Annotated in this window: 18 protein-coding genes and 2 pseudogenes; 4 read left to right on the forward strand and 16 right to left on the reverse strand. The window is 37.9% G+C overall.

The features are described 5' to 3' along the window. Window positions 1-3: 3 nt before the first annotated feature. The 6 genes from AC012T_RS23355 to AC012T_RS23380 all read right to left on the reverse strand — a co-directional run bounded on the left by AC012T_RS23355 (window position 4) and on the right by AC012T_RS23380 (window position 7,535). Window positions 4-918, reverse strand: coding sequence for an ABC transporter permease (locus tag AC012T_RS23355; protein ID WP_487061208.1), 915 nt, complete (start codon window positions 916-918; stop codon window positions 4-6). Further along, window positions 915-2,147 carry a glycosyltransferase gene (locus AC012T_RS23360; protein WP_487061210.1) on the reverse strand — a complete coding sequence of 411 codons (1,233 nt, stop codon included), beginning with the start codon at window positions 2,145-2,147 and terminating at the stop codon, window positions 915-917. Before AC012T_RS23360 ends, AC012T_RS23355 begins: the two co-directional genes overlap by 4 nt. A gap of 194 nt (window positions 2,148-2,341) precedes the next feature. After that, window positions 2,342-3,526, reverse strand: coding sequence for a glycosyltransferase family 4 protein (locus AC012T_RS23365; protein ID WP_487061212.1), 1,185 nt, complete (start codon window positions 3,524-3,526; stop codon window positions 2,342-2,344). A gap of 24 nt (window positions 3,527-3,550) precedes the next feature. Continuing rightward, a complete protein-coding gene (locus AC012T_RS23370; protein ID WP_487061214.1) occupies window positions 3,551-4,429 on the reverse strand; it encodes a glycosyltransferase family 2 protein in 879 nt (292 codons plus the stop codon). Between the two features lie 33 nt (window positions 4,430-4,462). After that, complete coding sequence (locus AC012T_RS23375) at window positions 4,463-5,938, reverse strand: NAD(P)/FAD-dependent oxidoreductase (protein ID WP_487061216.1); 1,476 nt, start codon at window positions 5,936-5,938, stop codon at window positions 4,463-4,465. Window positions 5,939-6,548: 610 nt separating this feature from the next. Beyond that, window positions 6,549-7,535, reverse strand: coding sequence for a glycosyltransferase family 2 protein (locus tag AC012T_RS23380; protein WP_487061218.1), 987 nt, complete (start codon window positions 7,533-7,535; stop codon window positions 6,549-6,551). A gap of 28 nt (window positions 7,536-7,563) precedes the next feature. Between AC012T_RS23380 and AC012T_RS23385 the strand changes: the two are divergent. Together AC012T_RS23385 and AC012T_RS23390 are read left to right on the forward strand one after the other, a co-directional pair. Continuing rightward, window positions 7,564-7,809 (forward strand): annotated as a pseudogene (locus AC012T_RS23385) (hypothetical protein); the annotation flags it as partial. Between the two features lie 233 nt (window positions 7,810-8,042). Continuing rightward, window positions 8,043-9,026: a PRC-barrel domain-containing protein gene (locus tag AC012T_RS23390; protein WP_487061220.1), complete on the forward strand. Its 984-nt coding sequence runs from the start codon at window positions 8,043-8,045 to the stop codon at window positions 9,024-9,026. 176 nt (window positions 9,027-9,202) lie between these two features. Here the strand turns inward: AC012T_RS23390 and AC012T_RS23395 are convergent, their stop codons facing one another. From AC012T_RS23395 to AC012T_RS23420, 6 genes are all read right to left on the reverse strand, one after another. Continuing rightward, on the reverse strand, window positions 9,203-9,967 hold the full coding sequence (locus AC012T_RS23395; protein WP_487061222.1) for a hypothetical protein: 765 nt from the start codon (window positions 9,965-9,967) through the stop codon (window positions 9,203-9,205). Window positions 9,968-10,028: 61 nt separating this feature from the next. Next, window positions 10,029-10,598 (reverse strand): hypothetical protein, encoded by a 570-nt coding sequence (locus tag AC012T_RS23400; RefSeq protein WP_487061224.1) that lies wholly within the window; start codon window positions 10,596-10,598, stop codon window positions 10,029-10,031. A gap of 156 nt (window positions 10,599-10,754) precedes the next feature. Then, window positions 10,755-12,359 carry a tetratricopeptide repeat protein gene (locus AC012T_RS23405; protein WP_487061226.1) on the reverse strand — a complete coding sequence of 535 codons (1,605 nt, stop codon included), beginning with the start codon at window positions 12,357-12,359 and terminating at the stop codon, window positions 10,755-10,757. A 108-nt stretch (window positions 12,360-12,467) separates the two neighbouring features. Continuing rightward, window positions 12,468-13,220 carry an MBL fold metallo-hydrolase gene (locus tag AC012T_RS23410; protein WP_487061228.1) on the reverse strand — a complete coding sequence of 251 codons (753 nt, stop codon included), beginning with the start codon at window positions 13,218-13,220 and terminating at the stop codon, window positions 12,468-12,470. A gap of 109 nt (window positions 13,221-13,329) precedes the next feature. Continuing rightward, window positions 13,330-14,100 carry a circadian clock KaiB family protein gene (locus tag AC012T_RS23415; RefSeq protein WP_487061230.1) on the reverse strand — a complete coding sequence of 257 codons (771 nt, stop codon included), beginning with the start codon at window positions 14,098-14,100 and terminating at the stop codon, window positions 13,330-13,332. A gap of 88 nt (window positions 14,101-14,188) precedes the next feature. Continuing rightward, window positions 14,189-15,436 carry a type IV pilus twitching motility protein PilT gene (locus AC012T_RS23420; protein WP_487061232.1) on the reverse strand — a complete coding sequence of 416 codons (1,248 nt, stop codon included), beginning with the start codon at window positions 15,434-15,436 and terminating at the stop codon, window positions 14,189-14,191. A gap of 767 nt (window positions 15,437-16,203) precedes the next feature. On the opposite strand from AC012T_RS23420, the gene AC012T_RS23425 reads away from it, so the two are divergent. Both AC012T_RS23425 and wecB read left to right on the forward strand, forming a co-directional pair. After that, on the forward strand, window positions 16,204-16,575 hold the full coding sequence (locus AC012T_RS23425; protein WP_487066722.1) for a hypothetical protein: 372 nt from the start codon (window positions 16,204-16,206) through the stop codon (window positions 16,573-16,575). Between the two features lie 118 nt (window positions 16,576-16,693). Beyond that, entirely contained in the window at window positions 16,694-17,797 is a 1,104-nt protein-coding gene (gene wecB / locus AC012T_RS23430) for a non-hydrolyzing UDP-N-acetylglucosamine 2-epimerase (RefSeq protein WP_487061234.1), read from the forward strand. Between the two features lie 17 nt (window positions 17,798-17,814). Here wecB and AC012T_RS23435 read toward each other — a convergent pair. The 4 genes and pseudogenes from AC012T_RS23435 to AC012T_RS23450 all read right to left on the reverse strand — a co-directional run. Continuing rightward, a pseudogene (locus tag AC012T_RS23435) lies at window positions 17,815-17,946 on the reverse strand (RNA-guided endonuclease TnpB family protein); the annotation flags it as partial. A gap of 116 nt (window positions 17,947-18,062) precedes the next feature. Then, the gene (locus AC012T_RS23440) at window positions 18,063-18,665 is read right to left on the reverse strand and encodes a peptidoglycan-binding domain-containing protein (RefSeq protein WP_487061236.1); all 603 of its coding nucleotides are present in this window, start codon (window positions 18,663-18,665) and stop codon (window positions 18,063-18,065) included. Between the two features lie 190 nt (window positions 18,666-18,855). Continuing rightward, window positions 18,856-19,710, reverse strand: a complete 855-nt coding sequence (locus AC012T_RS23445) for a M23 family metallopeptidase (RefSeq protein ID WP_487061238.1) — start codon at window positions 19,708-19,710, stop codon at window positions 18,856-18,858. Between the two features lie 276 nt (window positions 19,711-19,986). Continuing rightward, window positions 19,987-20,478, reverse strand: a complete 492-nt coding sequence (locus AC012T_RS23450) for a DUF6174 domain-containing protein (protein ID WP_487066724.1) — start codon at window positions 20,476-20,478, stop codon at window positions 19,987-19,989. Window positions 20,479-20,889: the final 411 nt, after the last annotated feature.

Below are 20,889 nucleotides of genomic sequence, written 5' to 3' on the forward strand. Positions count from 1 at the left end.
AATTTAATTCAGCGATCGCTCAATTGTATAAGGTAAGCATAAACGACAGAATAACCAGCTTACTAAAAGTAATATTACACTTACAGGTAGTAATATTAATAAAGATAAAATATTAATTGTACCCAAACCATAAGCTAGAAATCTTGTCCCTTCAAATATATAAGTAAGTGGATTAAATAGCTGTACATAATAAAGCCAATTCCCTGGTTGTATAACCACAAATACAGGAGTCACAAGAAATAAAAACCAAGGGAAAAATTGCATGACATTTTCTAAATCCTTACTTAAAGCATTCCAAGGAGCTAATAATAAACCCAATCCTGATCCGAAACTAATAATCGAGGCGATGCCCAAGAAAGCGAGAGGGAATGTTAAAGCAGGAGTGATATTAAAAACTAACAGAATAGCAATCAACACCGGAAGACGCATCAAAAAACCAAAGGTAGACTCTGCTAAACCAGCTATCATTAATCCTTCTACCGGAATTTTTTGTCTGACCAATAAGTGAATGTATTGGCTAAGAGAAACGCGCTGAATATTTAATGCTTCCAGAAACGTTTGTGCCATAACTAGACCAAATATACCATAAACTTGAGGTGGAACTGCCCCACCAATTAATGCAGGAATGCGATCGCCGAAGGTTGGTGTTTCGACCTGGCGCTGTCCCAATGTCAGTAAAATACCTATTAAAGCTGAAGGCACAAATGCCCAAAATAATCCCAGAGATGAATAACGATAACGTTGGGCTATATTTTGCAAAAACAGCCGTTTAGCAAATCCTAATGATGAGCGTAAATCCAGCCATGCACCTATCAGAAATGCTCTGATTGAAAATAACTGACTCCTAGCACTGTTAATCTTCACATAACTAGACAAATAACTACTGCTTTCTTCAGACTCAGAAGGACGAAAATTCATGTTCTGTCTCCTATAAGTGCAGAATTAACTTCCAAAGAAGATAATTGCACCAACTTATCTGCAAATACCTGTTCTGGATGGGGTGGAATTAGCTTGCGAATGGATTTAGATGCTTCCTTGCCAATATTTTCCCACTCATAGCGACGTTGCCAAGCTCGTTCTAACACTTTGTCAATTTCCTGAAAAGATGCCCCTGTAGCTATAAAGCCAGTCATATCATCCTCTACAACCTCAGAAACCCCACCGACATCTGTGACGATGCCCAGCCTACCACACATCATTGCTTCCACTAAAGCTATGGGTAAACCTTCCGCACGGGAAGGCATAATCAGTGCGTGATGATGATGCCAAATATCCACAATATTGTTGACAAACCCAGGGAAACTAACATTTTTCAATCCCAAAAGTTTGGCCATATCTATCAGTCCATCTCGATCAACTCCCTCTCCGAAAAAAGAGATATATAAATGACGATGTTGCCACTTTTCTTGAGCCAGAACTCTTAATAAAATATCTTGTCCTTTATCTAAAATCCACAACCGAGCAACACAAGCAATTTTAAAGCAATCATTTTCTGGCTGGGGATATGGTAAAGCTTCCGTAATTCTAGACCGATAGGGATTTTTGACAACTTCAGCATTGCTCAAACTATAGCCTATTTGAGCTTCTGTTAAGGATAAATTGTGTTGGGAAACAAAGAAGGAAGTCTTAGCTTTTTGATACACAGCTTGCATAATTTGGCGTTTCCTACCATGTGGCCAAACAGCATCAGATGCTTTTTGACTGATAATTACATAAGGTAAATTAAGTTCTAAGCAAGCTTTAGCTATTTCTACACCATCATAATTTTCCCCCTGAGAAATTATGACTAAAGATGGTTGGAGCTTTTCTAATAGCCGATTGTGATTTCTATATTTGAACCATTTTATTTTTGTTAAAAAAGATTGAATTTTTATAAAAAAGCTTAATTTACGAAGTAATACAACTAAGTTTTGAATATTTTTAACTTCGATTCCATCTGCTTTTAATTCTTGAATCCGGTTATTGTTTTTAACACGATTCTTAAAAGCATAGACTCTGAAGCCTTGTTTCTTTAAATGTCTAGCTGATTCTGACCATAGTTCCTCACTCCCACCCCAGTATTCATAGCAAGAGCTAATAAAAACGAATGTTAAGGACTTATTAGGCTGTCTGATAACTATATGATCTGTAGTCAGAGATTTTAACATTGATTACCTTATTAAAAATTGACAATGGAGAATTATAGATAAAAATGACACATTTATCCATAGGGTATGGTAATTTTCATCTGTAGACAAGACATGGTTAGATATAACTCAAGAAATTTAGTATATAATGCAATTGATAGCAAGAGTCGGAAAAATTAATGTCAATTTGCTTAAGAAATATAAAAAAACCTAGTTTAAAATTTAACACAGCTTTGCTTTTGATATAATTCTAGAAATCTGTCTATATATATGTCCTGAGTATACTGACTTTGAGCTACTTCTCTTCCTCTTGCCCCCATCTGTTCTGCTAATTCCCGATTTTCTAAGATCCGCAACAAGGCAGCAGCTAAGGCTTGAGCATTTCCAGGTGATACTACTAAGCCTGTTTCATTATTTTGAACAATCTCAGGCAGACCACCAGATGCACTGACTATAACTGCGGTTCCTCTCATCATCGCTTCAATCACCACCGTACCAAACGGTTCTGGCCAAATAGAGGGAACTACCTGTACCCAAGCGACAGAGCATAATTTTTCCATTTCCGCTCGTGACATTAATCCAGGCATAACAACTTTAGCAGTAAGATTTAAGTCAATGATTTGCTGTTGTAAAGATTCTCTTTCTGCTCCATCTCCCAGCAACAATAACTTTGCTTCTGGTATTTGATTCACTACTAAAGCAAAAGCTTTTAATAACACCTGTGCGCCCTTTTCTTTTACTAGTCTTCCGGCAAATACGACTGTTGGCGGTGATGTCAGAGGAGGACGTTGGGGTTGAATTGATGTACCATGCCAAACTATTTCGACGGAATTCATACCTGCCCCCATTAATTGTTGTTTTACGGCTTGACTAGGGGCTACAAATAAGTTGAAGGCATTGCTCCAACGTTGCCATAATTTCATTTGTATCATTAATGGCAACCAATCCCATAAAGGCAAGCAATGATTCTGATAACAAGGCATACCCATTTTTACTTGGCAAGCTGTTCCGTTAGGTAGGATTTTAGTCCCGGTGGGACAAATAGACCGATACCAAACGGCATAGTAAAGACTTGGGATATTTTTGAGCAGAGGTAGTATTAAAGGTGAAAGTTGAGTTAAAAAAAGTGTTACGTGAACTACATCAGGTTGAAATTCTGCTAGAATTTGTTTTAATTTTCCAAAAGCCCAAAAGTTAGCTGTTTGGAGTAATGTCCGAAAACTAGATGTAGTGCCAAAACAATGATAATCTGCTTGGCTTTGGGCATTCATAGGACGGGCAGAACTGGCAAATAGACGGGCATCATGACCGCGCGATCGCAATCCATCTCTAAGTGCAATAGTTAGTATTTCAGCCCCTCCTGTAGGGGTAGCATAGTCAGTAATTAACAGAATTTTCATGGCTATTTTCTAAGTTGTTGTCAACTAAAAATTTGGTAATTTTGTTCTCAAAAAACCCCCAATATTAGCTAATTGCGAAATAAATAATAATCCAGAAATTAAAACTTTGGATATAATTTTGTATTTTGTCGTAAATGGGTAAGTTAGTAGCTGCAAGTAAAAGCGTAATGGTTCAACTTTCAGGGATGTTTGATTACGCTGAGAGCGAATCTGATGAAAGTAAAATGCACCACAACCATAATTAAAATGTTGCCGCCAAAATTTCATTAAATTGAGTTCATGGGAATGGTATATGATTGCCTGGGGAACATAATATAAATAATATCCATGAAATAGCCAGCGATCGCAAAACTCCCGATCCTCTGCCGCAGCTAAGGGAAAATTAATATTAAATTGTCCTACTTGGTTAAATAATTCCCTAGAAACAGCAAAATTATTAGACGCGAAAAATTGAGCTTGAGAAAAATTTATATTGTAATAGTTGTAGATGTAATCAATGAGTAATTGACTAGCTGTGGAGTAGGGATTTTTTGGCAACCCGTTGATGGTTTTTCCTCCCAACAGAGCATTTGGTTGATTATAAAAGGCATTTTCGAGGGCTGAAAACCAATTTGGATCGAGGGTACAGTCATCATCAGTAAATGCTAAATATTGCCCTTTTGCCACGTTAGCACCTGCATTTCTCGCTTTAGCAGGGCCGGAGTTAGTTTGTTGGATTAAACTAATATTAAACTCGTTATCATAGGCACTAACTAGGATATTAAGAGGATAATTGCTGCCATCATCAACAACAATAACTTCAAAATGCTCTCTTGGGTAATTGAGGCGAGTTAGGGAATCTAAACAATTTTGTAATCTTTCAGGACGATTGTAGGTAGGAATGATAATTGAAAATTTGTACATATACAAATGAGGATTATGAAAAATTAGTAATAATTATCTAGAAAGTACAGGCTCTTTTTTGGGTGTAACCATAAATTCTTCATGGTAGGATCGCTCTGTATTAACTGTCCAAAGATTATGATTTGCCCCCATAATATTCTGTACTGCTAGTAATGCAGACAACATGGAATGATCTTGATTGTTATAACGGTGCATCCCATTACGTCCCACAGATTGTAAGTTCTCAAAACTATCTACATAGTCTTGAATAATTTTTAAATTTTGTTGGTATTCACCATCGTAAACAGGATAAGCTTTCTTTTCGCGTATTACAGTCCCATCTTCAACTTTTTCAATGTCATCTAATAAGCCTAAATTGACAATTTCTTCACTGGCTAATCGAATTAAATCTTGATCTTCCATTTCCCATAAATCATCTCCCTCACTACAGAAATATTCCATTCCTAAGCAAGTTTTACGGGTATTTGGCACCATCTGTGGACTCCAATTTTTAAAATTCTGAATGCGTCCGACCTTAAATTTTGGACTGTGAATATAAATCCAATTGTCTGGAAAAAGGTGTTCTTGGTTAATCACAATGGGAATAATCAAAAAATCCCGATATTTTAGCCTACGGGAGGCTTTGAGAATATTGTCAGGAGGTAAGGGATCTAAACGGTGCATTAATGCCGTAATAGGCATGGTATTAATGAACTTATCTCCGGTGATTTCAAAGGTTTGATTACCTTTTTTGGCAATGATCCGGGTAATACGTTTTTGTTGTCGTTCTACTCTGATTACTTCCGTATTTAATAATACTGGAGAGCCTTGTTCATTCAATTTTTCTTGAAACCGTTCCCACATCATTCCTGGGCCTAAAATGGGATAGTCAAATTCTTTAATTAATGTTTTGGTATTATTACTACGAAATAAAGCGTTAATGACTGCTTTTTTCAAACATAATCCCTTAATTCGTTGTGCAGCCCAATCTGCTTGAATTTCTGTACAGCTAATTCCCCAAATTTTTTCTGTATAGGTTTTGAAGAAAAGTTGATACAAGCGTCTACCAAAACGGTTCGTTACCCATTGTTCAAAATTATCTTCTACTAGTAAAGGGCTGATTTTGATTTTTAAATAACTAAAAATAATTAATAAACTCTGCAAAACTCCTAAGTTACTGACAGCGTTACATAGTTCTAAGGGATAATTGAAAAATTTACCATTATAGTAAATGCGAGATAAACGCTTAACTTTAATAAATTCATTTCCTAAAACTTCGTTCCATAGATGTTGGACTTGGGGAACTTTGGTAAAAAAGCGATGTCCTCCAATATCGAAGTGATAGCCTTTGTAGGTTTCAGTACGAGAAATTCCTCCGACGCGATCGCTTTTTTCCAACACTACAGAATGTAAGCCATGTTTAGCCAACTGATAAGCAGCCGTTAATCCAGCCGGTCCTCCACCAATGATTACAGTCAAGGGGAAATTACGATTGTTATGCTCAAGATTATTAATCTTATTGCGTTTCATTATTTTTTTGTTTTTTCAATAATAAATCACAGCCTCATCCTCCTAACTGATCAATTTATTCTGATTAGATTGTCAGCCCTGAGTAAGCATGAAAAAATTACGTTTTAACTATCTAGAGGTTGTTGTTTAAGACAACCTGTAAGGTAGAAAATCCGTTAAGAATAATCACTACACCAGTTACCAAATCGTGTTGGTAAGCTGTTGTGCAGCAAGATAGTTAAGTATTTTGGTTTTCAGCACATAGGATGCTTAACTATTAATTAAACATCAAAAATGCGTTTAAAAATAAAAGCAAAAAGCCATATCCTATGAAAGACACGTAAAAGTTAGTGTTTCATAGTTTTTGTGAACGCAATTTAGCATAATTATGTAATGAAGATCCAGTATTTTTATTTGCTGTTGGTTATTTGGTTGTTGACAGAAATTTTACCTATTGAATTGATGGATAGATATCAAGATACCATAGAATTATTTATCAAAAAATAGAGTAAAGAGCTATCTTCATCAAGATTTTACAAGAATTAATGATAAAAATATACGACAAAGAGCAATACTCATCAAAATCTCAGAATAATTACTGATTAAGATATACAAACAGAAACAATACTCATCAAAATTTTACATAAATCATGCCAATGATAAAAGCTAACCCGCTGTAAAAATAGTAAAACCAGTGCCAAGGTAAAACCTTGAAAGTAAATATCATGCCTCGCTTGTGGAGAAAAAAGCGATACATTGACAAGTTAATATTTATCAGTAATAAACTCATTATCATACTGAAAATCAGTAGCGGATGTAGCCACAAACTAGCAAATAAACTGAGTAATAAAGAGTAAACTAAAATAACACTTACCCGACTAGACCAAGCAAGATTCAAATCAGAACGCATTTCTCCTTGACGGAGTATTAATTGAGTCCAAGGTAAAGCGCGATCGCACACATCTGCTTTAATCAGAGATACTATTCCCCACCGTTTCAAATGTTTTACTTGCAGAGTCTTAACCAGTCGAATTTTGTAACCGGCGGCTTTGAGTCGATAACCTAACTCAATATCTTCCACACAAGGACGACGATAAGTTTCATCAAAACCCCCCATAGCCAAAAAGATATCACGGCGAATCGCACCGCAAGCCCCCCAAAATGTGAAAGCATCCTCATTGCCGTTTTGATGGGTATAGTGATGAAAAAGATTTTTGTATTGGGATAGAAAATTACTTGCTCCGGGAGCATCATCATAAGATCCAATCAAAGCTGCTAGACTGGTATCTTCTGCAAAAGCTAATCTGACTTGATTAATGGTATCTGGAGCGATCGCCACATCAGCATCTACAAAAAACAGAATTTCTCCTCCAGCTACCGCAGCACCTAAATTTCTCGCTTGTGCTGGCCCATTTTTCTCCTTAAGTTTAATGACTTTTGCTCCCCAGTTTGTTGCTACCTGCCAAGAACTATCTGTATCCCCATCAGCCACCACAATCACTTCTGTGGGCTTTAGCATAGATATACTAATACCTGACAAACACTGACGAAAACTATCACCACCGTTATAAACTGGAATAATGACAGAAATTGATAGCGCTCTTGGCAAATTTGTCATTTCTACCCTAACAACATTAGATTTTATATTAAGTTTTGTTTTATCCCTGCAACGCTATCACCCATCACCATTCTACGCCTTTGACGAAGTAGATATGTTTTTAGATGGAGCAAATGTCAAACGATTAGCTAGAATGATTAAACAACAGGCACAACAAGCACAGTTGATTGTTGTGAGCTTGCGTCGTCCGATGATAGAATCAGCCGAACGCACAATAGGTGTAACTCAAGCACGGGGAGCGTACACTCAAGTTTTGGGTATTAAGTTACAATAATCTTCCAATTAGGGAATAGGGAACAGGTGACAGAAAAAAGCAGGGGTGTAGGGGAAGATGATTTTTACCAATCACCATATGCCTAACGGCAGGCTACCACCAATCACCCATTACCAATTACCCATAATCAGCCTAAAATAGGTAATTAGCAACTTGAGTTAATATAAAAGCTTGAGTTTCTGTTAAAAATAGTGTATACATAAACCGGATTCGAGATCAGGACTCGGTATAGAATGACCTCTGAACAAGTAATTAGGCGTTCCGACATATTAAACACCCAGGTGATTACCCGCGACAACGGTAAGCGGCTAGGCATCATCAGTCAAGTCTGGGTTGATATTGATCAGCGAGAGGTTGTGGCTCTTGGTTTACGAGACAGCCTGATCTCTATTTCTGGTCTGCCACGATATATGTATCTCAATAGCATCAACCAAATTGGTGATGTCATCTTAGTTGATAACGAAGATGTGATTGAAGATATTGAAGTAGAAACCCTCAGCAACTTGATGAACTGGGAAGTCATCACCGAAACTGGGGAAGTATTGGGTAAGGTGAGGGGATTTAAGTTCAATGGAGAAACAGGCAAAATTTACTCCATAGTCATCGCTTCCTTGGGAGTACCCCAAATACCTGACCAATTTTTAAGTACCTATGAAATCTCAATGGATGAAATAGTCAGCACTGGCCCCAGTCGCTTGATTGTTTTTGAAGGTGCTGAAGAACGAGTTAACCAGTTGACAGTCGGGGTACTAGAACGGCTCGGTATTGGTAAAGCACCTTGGGAAAGAGATGCAGAAGAAGAATATGGCTATTCTGCTCCCCGTACAGTTTCTCCAGCTAATCAATTACCTAGCGGAGTACCATTACAGCCACCCAGACCAAAAGTTCGTACTCCTGAACCTATAGCGCGGGAGGAAGAATGGAGTGAGGATTATATTGAAGAAGAACGTCCCCAACGTCGCGTTATGCAAGCGCGTTCTTATGAATCCATTCAATATGAAGAAGACGAAGAAGATAACTGGAGTGAGGCAACGGGTACAGATAGGTATCAGACACCACCAAGATACGCCCCCCAACCCTCTAACAAATCATACGCGGACGACTACGATGATTATGACGATGTAGAGGGTGACGCTTGGGAAGATGCACCAAAACCAGTCAATATTCCCAAAAAGGTGAAAGAAAGACAGCCCGAATACGAAGAAGAAGGTTATTAACCCTACTACACCAGTATAAGGGGGCTAATGCCCACCAGATAACACTAGTACAGCACGGCGTAAATGCATCTACCTGTTGCAAGGTTTCCAAATCACTGATTTTTTACCAAATTTAGTGTTAGGTTTACTTGCTCTAAGCTGTACTAGTGCATAACTGCGATTGATTAAACCTCTAATTAAGTACAACCAACGGCTGAAGCCGAACTAACAGTTTTTAAGTCTCCAGCAAATACAGCTGTGTATTTAAAAGGTGATGAACCAGAACAAGCCATAGAACTTTTATCAGGACGACGGGGACTCCACCAGGAATCTGACTGTACAGTTAAATTCGTGCCACTCAATGACAGTCCCGTAACAACTAAAGTATTACTTTTCCCATCACTTGTCTTTCTGGCAGATAAAAATGTAGCGTAATTAACGTTGCCATTGGCAGGGTCAATTCGAGCTATGATTGCTACTTTTGCACCCCCACCACTACCATAGCTGGATAGCCAACGTCCAATAGCAAAGCGCCGAAAATCATCACCAGTTTGGGAGCCAGTAGAGGAAAAAACACCGTATAAAGTACTTCCTCCATCCCAAAGTAGTCCATAACCACTACCATCATCACCAGTTGTTTCGTAGTCGCTGCGACACCATTTCTTCACACCATTGTCAAAACGGATAATCCGGGGGTCTTTGTTAGTAGATGATACTTGCTGATAACCAATGTAGATTGTGTTTTTACCAACCGTTACTTTTGGCCCATTTTTAGCCTTGATGGTTGCTTCAGTGTCATTGCAAGTAAAGGTAACACTATTACCGACAGATGAAACTGGAGTTACGGCTAAAGCTGGAGCATCTATTGCTGTAATTCCTAAATTAGCAGCTAATATGGCTGATAAAGCTGGAAATTGCAGATACTTTGTTACTTGGCGGCTAGAAATCATTGCTTTATACATTGGACTACAATTTCATTGTCTATATTGCCATATATAGTTTGTATGAAGTTTAGCTTTTGTACTACTGTGTAATTACTGACCTTGCCATTTTGACCAAATCAGCCTGCTTACCCGCTTTTAATCCAATCCTATACTGCACAGCTTTTTTTCGCCAAGTTAAAGTAGCGTCAGAGCAATTAGCGCCACATTGAAAGTCTACAAAATAGCCCGATATACCTTTAGCTAAAGATATAGCCTTACCAGTCAATTTAGGCGTTTTGCGAGTTACAGCCTCACCAGTAATAATACCAAGACGGCAAGCTGTACCTCCATTACAATCTGGACTAAAACCCAGTAAAATTTCGTATTTATTTTTTGTCGCAGTTTCGATAATTGCGTAAAGAGGATTTTCTCCATCTGATTCAGGAATATACTTAGGTAATAAAATGTTAATTTGAATATTTTTCTTTAATTTCGGCAGAATCGACTTAAAAACTGGGTGTGGTTGAGAAGTTTTGCTACTAATCTGCTGTGTTACTGATATCTGGGGTTGATTTGCGACAGAGACTAGAGCAAAATTAGGATAAATACTGCTACTAACAAGCAAAAATAAGGCAGATAAAACACTGTTATTTCTTGTTGTGAGAATCATATCAAAAAACCAAATAAAATACATTTTACTATTTATCAAATACAATTGTAAGGATTCAGGACTTACGCAAAACAGAATGAAAGTAGCGGTAATTCATGAATTACCGCTACGGAACAATTAGGTTTTCAGCTATATCTTACGTAAGTCCTATATTTATTAGAAATTTAAAATATCTAATGATTTTTCTATTTCTAAATCTAAAATTCTAGCTTGTGTTTCTTTATGTTCTTCTAGTTTTCCATCTTGCCAATATAAATCTGCTGCTTTCTGAAAATCCTCAATTGCTCCCTGTTTATCTCCTATAATTAACCGAACATTACCCCGATTATAATAAGCATCTGTATAATTAGATTTCATTTTAATTACTTTACTAAAATCATCTATTGCCGCTTCGTAGTTTCCTAAATCTGAATGAGCATTACCTCGATTATAATAAGCATCGGCATAATTAGAATTTATTTTAATAGCTTGATTATAATCTTCAATAGCTCCTTCTAAATTTCCAAATTCCAAACGAGTATTACCTCTGTTTTTATAAGCAACTGCGTCATTAGGATTAATCTTTATTTCTGGGATTAATTTCTGTTTATCATCTAGCAGATAATGAGTAATTTCTCTATTGTTCTGAGTAATAGCATCATGAGGATTAATTTTAATTGCCTGATTGTAATCTTCAATTGCTCCTTGATGATCTCCAATACGAGAACGAGCTTCAGCACGATTTCTGTAATTAGCTGCAACATCAGGATTAATTCTAATTGCTTGATTATAATCTTCAATTGCGGTCTGATAATTTCCTAATTGATGATGTGCTAAACCCCTTTTATTATAAGCTTGACCATAATTAATGTTAATATTAATTGTCTGATTATAATTTATAATTGCTTTTTTGTAATCATTTAATTGATGATAAACTAAACCCAATTTATAATAAATATCAGCATCCTGATGTTTATCTTGTAGTACTTGATTGTAGTTATTAATTGCTGCTGTATAATCACCTTTCTGAAAATATTCATCACCTAATTTTTCATAAATAAGAGTTGAGTTTGGTGCTGGGTATTTATCTAAATCTGAATAAACATGAGATTTAATTAATTTATTTTTAGATGTTCTAAGTTTATTAATTGGCGATTGTTGTTGATCTGAATTATTGGCGGAATTTTGTGACTGTTCTAGATAGCACAATAATCCACCACCATATAATAACTGATTTATCCCAAAAGTAATTTTACCAGTTTTCAACTTAATCATTTTGGTAGGAAGAAACCCAGCTAAAAAAAGATGATATTCAGATTGAGCTTCATTAACTTCTTCTTGAATTAAAATACAAACAATAACCGTATTTTTTTCAACTTCTTCACAACTAACTGTCCATCTAACTTTATCAATAGTACCATGACGAGATTTAACTTCTACACCAATGGTGGGGTGAGAAGTGAGAGTAAAATCACTTTTGCCGTCACCACCAAAACGTTTTTCATAATCGACTTCAGTAATAAAATCAGCTAAACGTTCTTTGACGACTTCTTCACCTAATTTACCTTTGAGATTATTAATAAAAACATCACGAACGGGGGAAGTACGTTTATATTTTTCTGCCATTAACCAGCAAAATTCCCGTAGTGCTTTTAATCTCTCACCAGAGATGATAGTTATTTCACTATGTTGACCTTCTGTTTGACAATGAAGTAGACAACCAGATTTTAATCTTTGCAAAAAGTCAGATTGTAGTGATCGCAGTAAGGTAATCCAATCCATTTATCATATTTCTGCGGTTTTTTAATTGACTTATTTTAATCAAAAATCTGGTTTGAGTAAATATAGTAGTGGCATATTGAAATACGCCACTACAGTTTTGGTATCTCCTTAAAAAGCGACCTGTTCCCCAGGGTTAGGTGCAATTACTCGTGTTGATAAATTGTTTTTATCTAATAATGCCTGAAATTCTTGCACACTTCCCTGAGTTTGAATAAATTTGTTTAACAATCCCTCAAATATAACATCTCCTCCTGCTGCTGTAGGTAGCATTATTTGAGGTTTTAACCATTTGGCAACTTCTAAGGAGCTATTCATGCCTTTAATAATTGGTCCTAGTATAGGCAGACTCAAATTCATCATTGGCGTAATCACCACATCAATTGGTGCAAGCTCTTTAAGTTGTGGAGAATGATATCCATGTGGTTCGTAATAGAGCTTTAATCCACTTGCTAATTCCTTGAGAAAATAAGCATTTTCTAAAATAGTTGGGCCAATTGGAGAACCGGGAAGAGATTTAATTTCCACTTGATTATTCAAGGTGAATGTTTCACCATGATTGAGAGTTATCACTTGGGTATAACCCAACTGAGTTACTACTTTGGCTGCATTAGGAGAAGCTACAACCTGAATATTTTTGTCAATCTGTTTGAGCGTTGGTGGATGAGCATGATCTTCCAAACCCTGGGATAACAAAATCAAATTAATATTTTTTGGTATTGATCTTTCTTGAGTCCGATAACCTTTAAATAACCAATCCAAATTGTTGAAGGTTAAAGAGTCAACTAACCAAGGATCTATTAGTATCCGCTGTTCACCAATTTCTATCAACCAACTGTTGCTGTCTAACCAAGTGAAGTACATATATGTGAAGTTATTATTCAGTAATGCCTGTTTTTATTATGAGTTGTGTTTGCAAAATAGGGACTCTTGACTGGGAAAGTGGGGAGAATTAATTGCCTTCTGCTTCCAATTAAGAATTTTCTTTTGCACCTAACATTTGTAAGAGTTTATCAACATTATCTAATTCACCAACTATGCGCCGAATTGGGTGAGGCCAAACCTTGACTAGGGTGGGAGTTGCAGAAACTTGATCGATTTCTGCTTGTTCTGGGTGGGTGAGAACATCAATTACTTTGAGGGTATAAGGATAACCAAGCGATCGCTCTAATAATTCGTGTAAACTTTCTAAACTGCGTTCTGTAGCAACGCTATGACCAGCCACAAACAGACGCAAAACATAGCCTGGAGTGTTGATTATTGCCTGTTTTGGGTTCAAAATCGTTTGCTGGTATCGTTGTTCCATATCAGCACGGTCTAAGCGAACAATTAAGTCATGATCCTCCCACAGTTGGGGAAATGCAGAGCGATAAGTTGTTAATACCATGCGATCGCACAATCCTTCCTGCCAAGGGGCTGTTTGCCATACTATATCCCCCGTACCAAAAATAGCTTTCAGCACCGATTGATGACGCATCACAGCCGGATACGCTTCGGCAAAAGTTTGCACTTGTTGCGTGCGTGGATTTAACCAATGATCGATAGTTGCTGTATAGCAAGGAACTAAAAAATGCGGTGGCTCTGATAAATCCAGGATTTCTTGCAAAGCCGCGCACAAATGCAAATGCCATCGACCCTGCTTACCAGGGTCAATACAATAAATTAAATCTCCCCCAGGTGTAAACAGCGCAATACCTTTAAACAACTGGGGTGTAGATTGTTTATCTGTCGTCAACTTGGTCACAGGTATCTGGGGACTAGGGACTGGGGATTAGAGACTGGGGATTGGGAAAAAATCTTACCAATAACCAATCACCAATGACCCATCCTTATTAAACACGTCCTCGGAGGAATTGCATCATTTCATTTGGAGTTGGTGACATTTCTATGGCAGTTTCTTCAGTAATACGACCTTCTTGGTAGAGATTGAATAAAGCCTGATTCATGGTAATCATGCCATCAAAACTAGCTTGCTTCATCAATTCACCAATTTCATCATACTTAGCATCTTTAATCCACTCTTTTACAGCCTCAGTGTTAATCAGAATATCGTGGAAAGCAGCCCGCTTGCCATCAGTCGTGCGACACAAACCTTGGGCAATAATTGCTACTAGAGACTCTGAAACCGCTACCCGCATTGCATCCTGCTCTTCACCAGCATACAAATTGAGAATCCGTTCAATGGTTTTCACCGCACTATTGGTGTGCAATGTTCCCATCACCAAGTGACCAGTTTGAGCAGCTTTCAAGGCAGTATTAACAGTTTCTTTATCCCGCATTTCCCCCACTAGAATCAAATCTGGATCTTCCCGCAAAGCTGCTTTCAAGGCGTTGTCAAATTTGCGGGTGTGCATTCCCACTTCCCGCTGCTTAATTAATGACTTACGGCTTTGGTGGACAAATTCAATTGGATCTTCAATAGTGATAATGTGCTTCGGCATCTCTCTGTTGATGTAATCAACCATTGCTGCCATTGTCGTAGATTTACCAGAACCAGTACGCCCAGTCACCAAAATCAAACCTTTGTGATAGTGGCAAATATCCCGAAAAACTGGCGGTAATCTCAACTGATCCATAGACAATATTTTTAGCGGAATTAACCGCAGCACCATTGCATATCCTCGCAGGGAGTCAAAAACGTTAATCCGTACCCTGGCAAATTCGTACTGAGTTGCACCGTCAAATTCCAGATTGTCTTGAAATTTTTGGATTTCTGCATCACTCATGATCTCCCGCAACCAACCGATAAAAGTAGGTTTATCAACTTCTGGATAATTCGTTGTTTGAATTTCTCCTTTGTTACGGAAACGGGGTATTTCACCTACACCTAGGTGAACATCAGAAAATCCCTGATCAAAAGCTTCCTGAATCAACTGCGCCAAGCTTAATCCCACAGGCTGTTTAGGAGTAGCTGGAGCAGGTGACATTGATGGTGGTGGTGTCACTGGACGTTGAGCCGCAGCTGGTAGTGGACTAACAGAGGAATTACTCTTCCTCTGTGTTGACACCTGCATTGTTTGTGTCGGCTCATGATGTAGTGGCGGTGGTGGTGGTAGATTGCGGGATTGCGGTTCTATCATATAAATCTTTGGGGGTTTTTGGGGCGAAGAATGTTTTCGGGTTTTATACAAAAAAATTTCAATTTTCTATCTGTTCATTAACCCATCTCAACAAAAGTAAGAAATACTTACATCTGTTTCCACACTTGAGGCAGATAGGAAGATGAGAGGAAATTAGGCACAACACTCAGTTTTAGGCTATTCACCTCCATCTGTGTTTTTTTTGCTGCTAATTTCCGGAGTTATCGGTTATATACAAATTCTTTTACCAATATAACCTGGTTTTACACCAGTTAATCTTCAGTACTATCGCGCAAATACTTGATTAATGTACTGTGTTTAATAAAACTCAAATTGCGAATTACAAATATTTCACGGGGTTATATGAGAAATTTCTGACCTTTTTCCACCCAATTGAGTAACAAAATCAGCAGCAGATAATTTTTTCAGCCCTGTCTGAGAATTATGAGAATCAATCCTAGTTTTTATAAGAAATGTTAAGCTCAATCGTCATCAGGATTTGGGGATCAATATATTACTTTTGTACCCATGAGGGTCTATTCCTGAAGGCATATAGCGGAGCTGGTCTGACTGCTAAAACGTAAATTGGACTTTACATTCATAATTACAAAAGATTAACTGTAAACTTTAGTAAAGAAATGCTCATCTTCCCATCAGGTTTCTATATACTGGATTTCACTGAAACAATTTCAGTTAGCTCGCAAACAGCGAGAAGTAACTGAAGTCAAACTTTAAACTTTAGCTGTGTAATTTTGGGAGGAAAAGTCATGGTTTTGGCTCAAAGCTCTAATCAAGGAAAGACCTACTCCTTGTTAATGATGAAAAGCTTTTTGATATGGACTTTCACATTGGCAGTGTGCTTGCTGGTTGTTGGTTTTCCATTAGTTGTGGTAATGGCTACGGTCGGATGCCTGTTGTCGATTGTGTTGCAATCTGTAATGCCTGTTAGTGCCGTTTTGTTGGTGGCAGGTGGTTTAATAATGTTCAATGTTATGGCAGTGTTGATCATGGCCGGTGTGCTGACTGCAAAAGGTATTCATCCCAAAGAAGTCAGATGGTTAAGCTGGCTACATGGTGAGGAAGACAAGGCGCAGACTACTGTTTTTGCAGCTTGTCCTTTAACTTGTGAACTCAAATAGTTAACACATTGTTAAACTCGACAAACAGTGCATCTGCCCGGTTAAGCCGGGTTTTTTCATGTTGGTTTTTTGTCAGTTATCAGTTATCAGTTGACTAATAACTAATGACTAATGACTAATGGCTAAAAAAGTTGGCATTATTTTAGGTACTCGTCCTGAAGCGATTAAACTAGCACCAGTAATTCAGGTTTTCCAAGGTTGTCCAGATTTGGCAGTACAGGTAATTCTGACTGGACAACATCGGGAAATGGTTGCACAGGTGATGCAGTTGTTCAACTTAAAGGCAGATCATAACTTAGAGATTATGCAGCCACAACAATCTCTAAATGATATTACCTGTCGGAGTTTGCAAGGTTTAGAAGCTTTATTTAGAGAACAAAAGCTAGATTTAGTTATAGTCCAGGGAGACACGACAACAGCTTTTGCGGCAGCTTTGGCAGCTTTTTATCAAAAAATCCCTGTGGGTCATGTAGAAGCGGGGTTAAGAACTGATGATTTATTTAATCCTTACCCAGAAGAAGCTAATAGAAGGTTGATTTCGCAGATCACGCAGTTACATTTTGCTCCGACTTCTTTAGCGGTGGAAAATTTGCAAGCTTCTGGGGTGTTGGGGAAAATTCATCTGACGGGTAACACGGTAATTGATGCGTTGTTGAATGTGGCTGCAACTAAACCTGCTTGTGATATACCGGGTTTAAATTGGGATAAATATAGGACTATACTGGCGACAGTGCATCGACGGGAAAATTGGGGAGAACCACTGCAAGCGATCGCACAAAGTTTTTTACAGATTCTCGAAAAATTTCCTGACACAGCCTTATTATTGCCTTTACACAGGAATCCTACAGTTAGGGAACCATTACAGCAACTGTTAGGTAATCATCCGCGTATATTCTTGACAGAACCTTTAGATTATGGTGAATTAGTAGGGGCAATAGTGCGATCGCACCTTTTACTCACAGACTCCGGTGGTTTACAAGAAGAAGCACCCAGTTTAGGTAAACCCGTTTTGGTTCTCAGAGACACCACAGAAAGACCAGAAGCTGTCACCGCAGGTACAGCCAAATTAGTGGGAACCGAAACAGACAATATTGTTGCTGCGGCAAGTGAGTTACTCAGTAACCCTGAAGCATACATAGCAATGGCTAATGCAATTAACCCCTTTGGTGATGGTCATGCAGCAGAACGCATTTTGGCAATAGCGCAGAATTATTTGGGGTAAAATTGACACTCCCCGGTCTAAAGACGCGGGGATTCTACATTCATAGACTCGCCGTTAGACAACAGGTTTACACCAATCGCCCAAGAGGGCAAATCTCCTGTAGCGTAAGTTCCCGTATGCCCTACGGTACTTAATCCTATTTTTAGGATTAGGGCTTCTCTTCGGGGTTTTCAGCCTATTTTCTTATAAAAACTCAAAACCCCTCCTAGCTTGCAGGGAGGGGTTTCAAAAGGATCTTTTGACGGGGTGAAATTCTTCGAGAATACTAACTAATACCCAAAGCACCGCGAGTTGCGGGGCCAACCACACCATCTACACGCAGACCATTTCTCCTTTGAAAATTGCGGACTTGTTGAGCAGTATTTGGGCCATAGACACCATCTACTCTTATCCCTAAAGCTCTTTGAACTGATCTCACCGCTTCCCCTCTAGAGCCGCGTCTTAACAAAACCCGACCACCCACACCAAGACCAGGACGATTAGGAGATGTCCCCCGATTCATACTAATCCATCTTTCAGAAACATAATATCCTTGGTAGCGTCCTGAAGTGATTTGAGCAAAACCATTTCTAACATTTCCCGTATCTCCAATATTTGTGCCATTAGGTACACAAGCTACAGATGAGTTGCCACTACTAGGCCCTCTACGAATATATAAACAATTGCCATTAGTTCTCACATATTCTGCTGAAGCTTCTTGAACTTGGGATACAGCCGCAAGCAGAACAGTTATACCGGCTAAAGTTAACCAAGCAGAGGATTTCAGCAATTTTTGCCAATTAACTGAAAATTCGGGAAGATTCAATTCAATATTTACAGGTTCCTCTTCATTCGCCATATACATATATGAATAAGCCATATATTCCATGATTTCCTGCTCCTTGATGTTAATGGTTGGCTATTACACAGATTTAATTTGCGTTTGTCTAGATTTAATTAATCTAGATGTATTTTATACTCTTTAATTAGCAGAAATTCTCACTCCGTATTACGCCCTTTCAACTGTCACAAAGGGTATTTTTTTACGAAATCATGACTTACTCAACTCAACAGTAGCTTCAATTACCCTCACCATCTGAAGTGTTAAAATTATCAGATCTAATCGGACTTCCATACCGCCATACTTCAACCTTTTCTGGGCTAACTAAGTACGAAAAAGAACCATTATCTGCTCGATATCTATTTTCGCCAACATTCCAAGCTACTACCTTTACAGGTTTACTTGCATCTTGCTTTGATTGACCAATGTAAAATAATTGACCCTTTTCTTCACAAACTTGAACACGAATTTTTTCTGTCTCACCTGCTATAACTGTTACGCCACTGCATTTATTATCAGTACTCACAGGTGTAAGAATTGGTTGTGAAGGTGAAACTGGTTTCTTTAATGGTATTTTTGCTGTAGTTGAAGATGGTAATAGGTGCAAAGGATCAACTGATATACGACTGTCTGGATGAAATTCAAAGTGTAAATGAGGGGCTGTACTATTACCTGTAGATCCCATTTCTGCAATTATTTGGCCTTGATTAACTTGTTGACCCTTACTAACCAACAAACGACGATTGTGTCCATAGACTGTCACACTATGATCAGGATGCTTAATTTCTATAAAATTACCTAAACCCCAATCATCCCAACCAGCTTTAACAACTGTACCAGATGCAGCAGCGAAAATAGGAGTACCAATTGCTCCAGCAATATCAATTCCTTCATGTTGATATTTACGGAAACCTTGAGAAACAATTCCATGAGTAGGCCAGATTAAAGTAGCCTCTATTGAAGAAGTTGGCTGAACGAGGGAAGCTTTGACTATTTGAGGAAACGCAGATGAAGTTGTACCCAAAATAGATGTGAAAGATATGATGCCAATTAAGGTATAACTACAGAACCGAGAAATAGTATTTTTTTTCATAAAAAACTCTTAAGTTCTTTATTTGCTGTTTCAGCATTACTCGGCTGACATCAGGAAAATTGCTACCATTAAATTAATAATGCACCGTTGACGTTTCAGTTGTGGCTGTCTGAGGGACTTGCACATAAAAAAATCCCCAATTTGGAGGATGGGTTACGCAGCATAACCCAGTATGATCCCCTAAATGTAGGGTGGGTTACTGACTAATGTCATAATCTACAAAGTTTTTAGTCACATTTTGAGAAAGTTCTATTATTGTGACAGAGAATAGATGCGTTATTGCAATACTTGAAAATTTTCAATTGTCAAATATAATTCTTCATCTGCCATCTGTTGGCTATAGTCAACGTTGATTTGGGTCGGGTAGCCAAGTTTGGGGTCGTATTTCACCGTTAGACTATCTGCCTTGCGAGCTATCGCATCTTGAATTACACTAAACAGCTTAGGGACAGTATCATATTGTTTAAATAATTCTTTATCAACAGGCTTACCAGTGGCTACAGAAATCACAGAAGTTGTCACACCGTTGCTAACTTCAACAATCACAGGGCCTCTAGCTTCTGCTGTACAGAAGCAACTCCGTGTCAATTGATAACGATATTTAGATATCTTTTGCTGTTTCCATAATTGCCTATTTTTTCTTAATTGTCCCAAATTGGAATCGGTGGGTCGTGCTTGTACAATTTGAATAGGCGGTTGAGCAATTAATGGTGTATACAATCCCAAAGAAATTAGTAATCCTGCACCAATAGCAATAGGTAAGCGCATAAAAGTCTCCATCTTTCGTAATTAATAGTTGTTATTGCTGATATTGGGGAACACCAGAAAATAAATTATTCAATCTTGTGGGATGGGCATCCTACCCGTCCTTGATAATTTGCGGGCTTTTCGGCCTGCACCACAAGAAATTTTTGTACATTTTTTTATCTGGAAGTCCCTTGACTATAAGACGAGCTTGAGATGCAAAAGTTGCAGAACTTTCTCAAGGTTATCCTTTTATGACATCATTTGGATGATGTTGAATCTATCTCTATACTCAAATAACAAAATTACCCCAATAGTAAAGAGACGAAGCAAGAATTTTCTACACATTTTCTATTGTTGCGTATGGGATGCATTATCTCATGATTTTACATATTCAAAGTCATACAATATTAGTTTTTTGAGAAGAGTATGTCC

The organism is Anabaena sp. EIM26 (genome assembly GCF_057568715.1).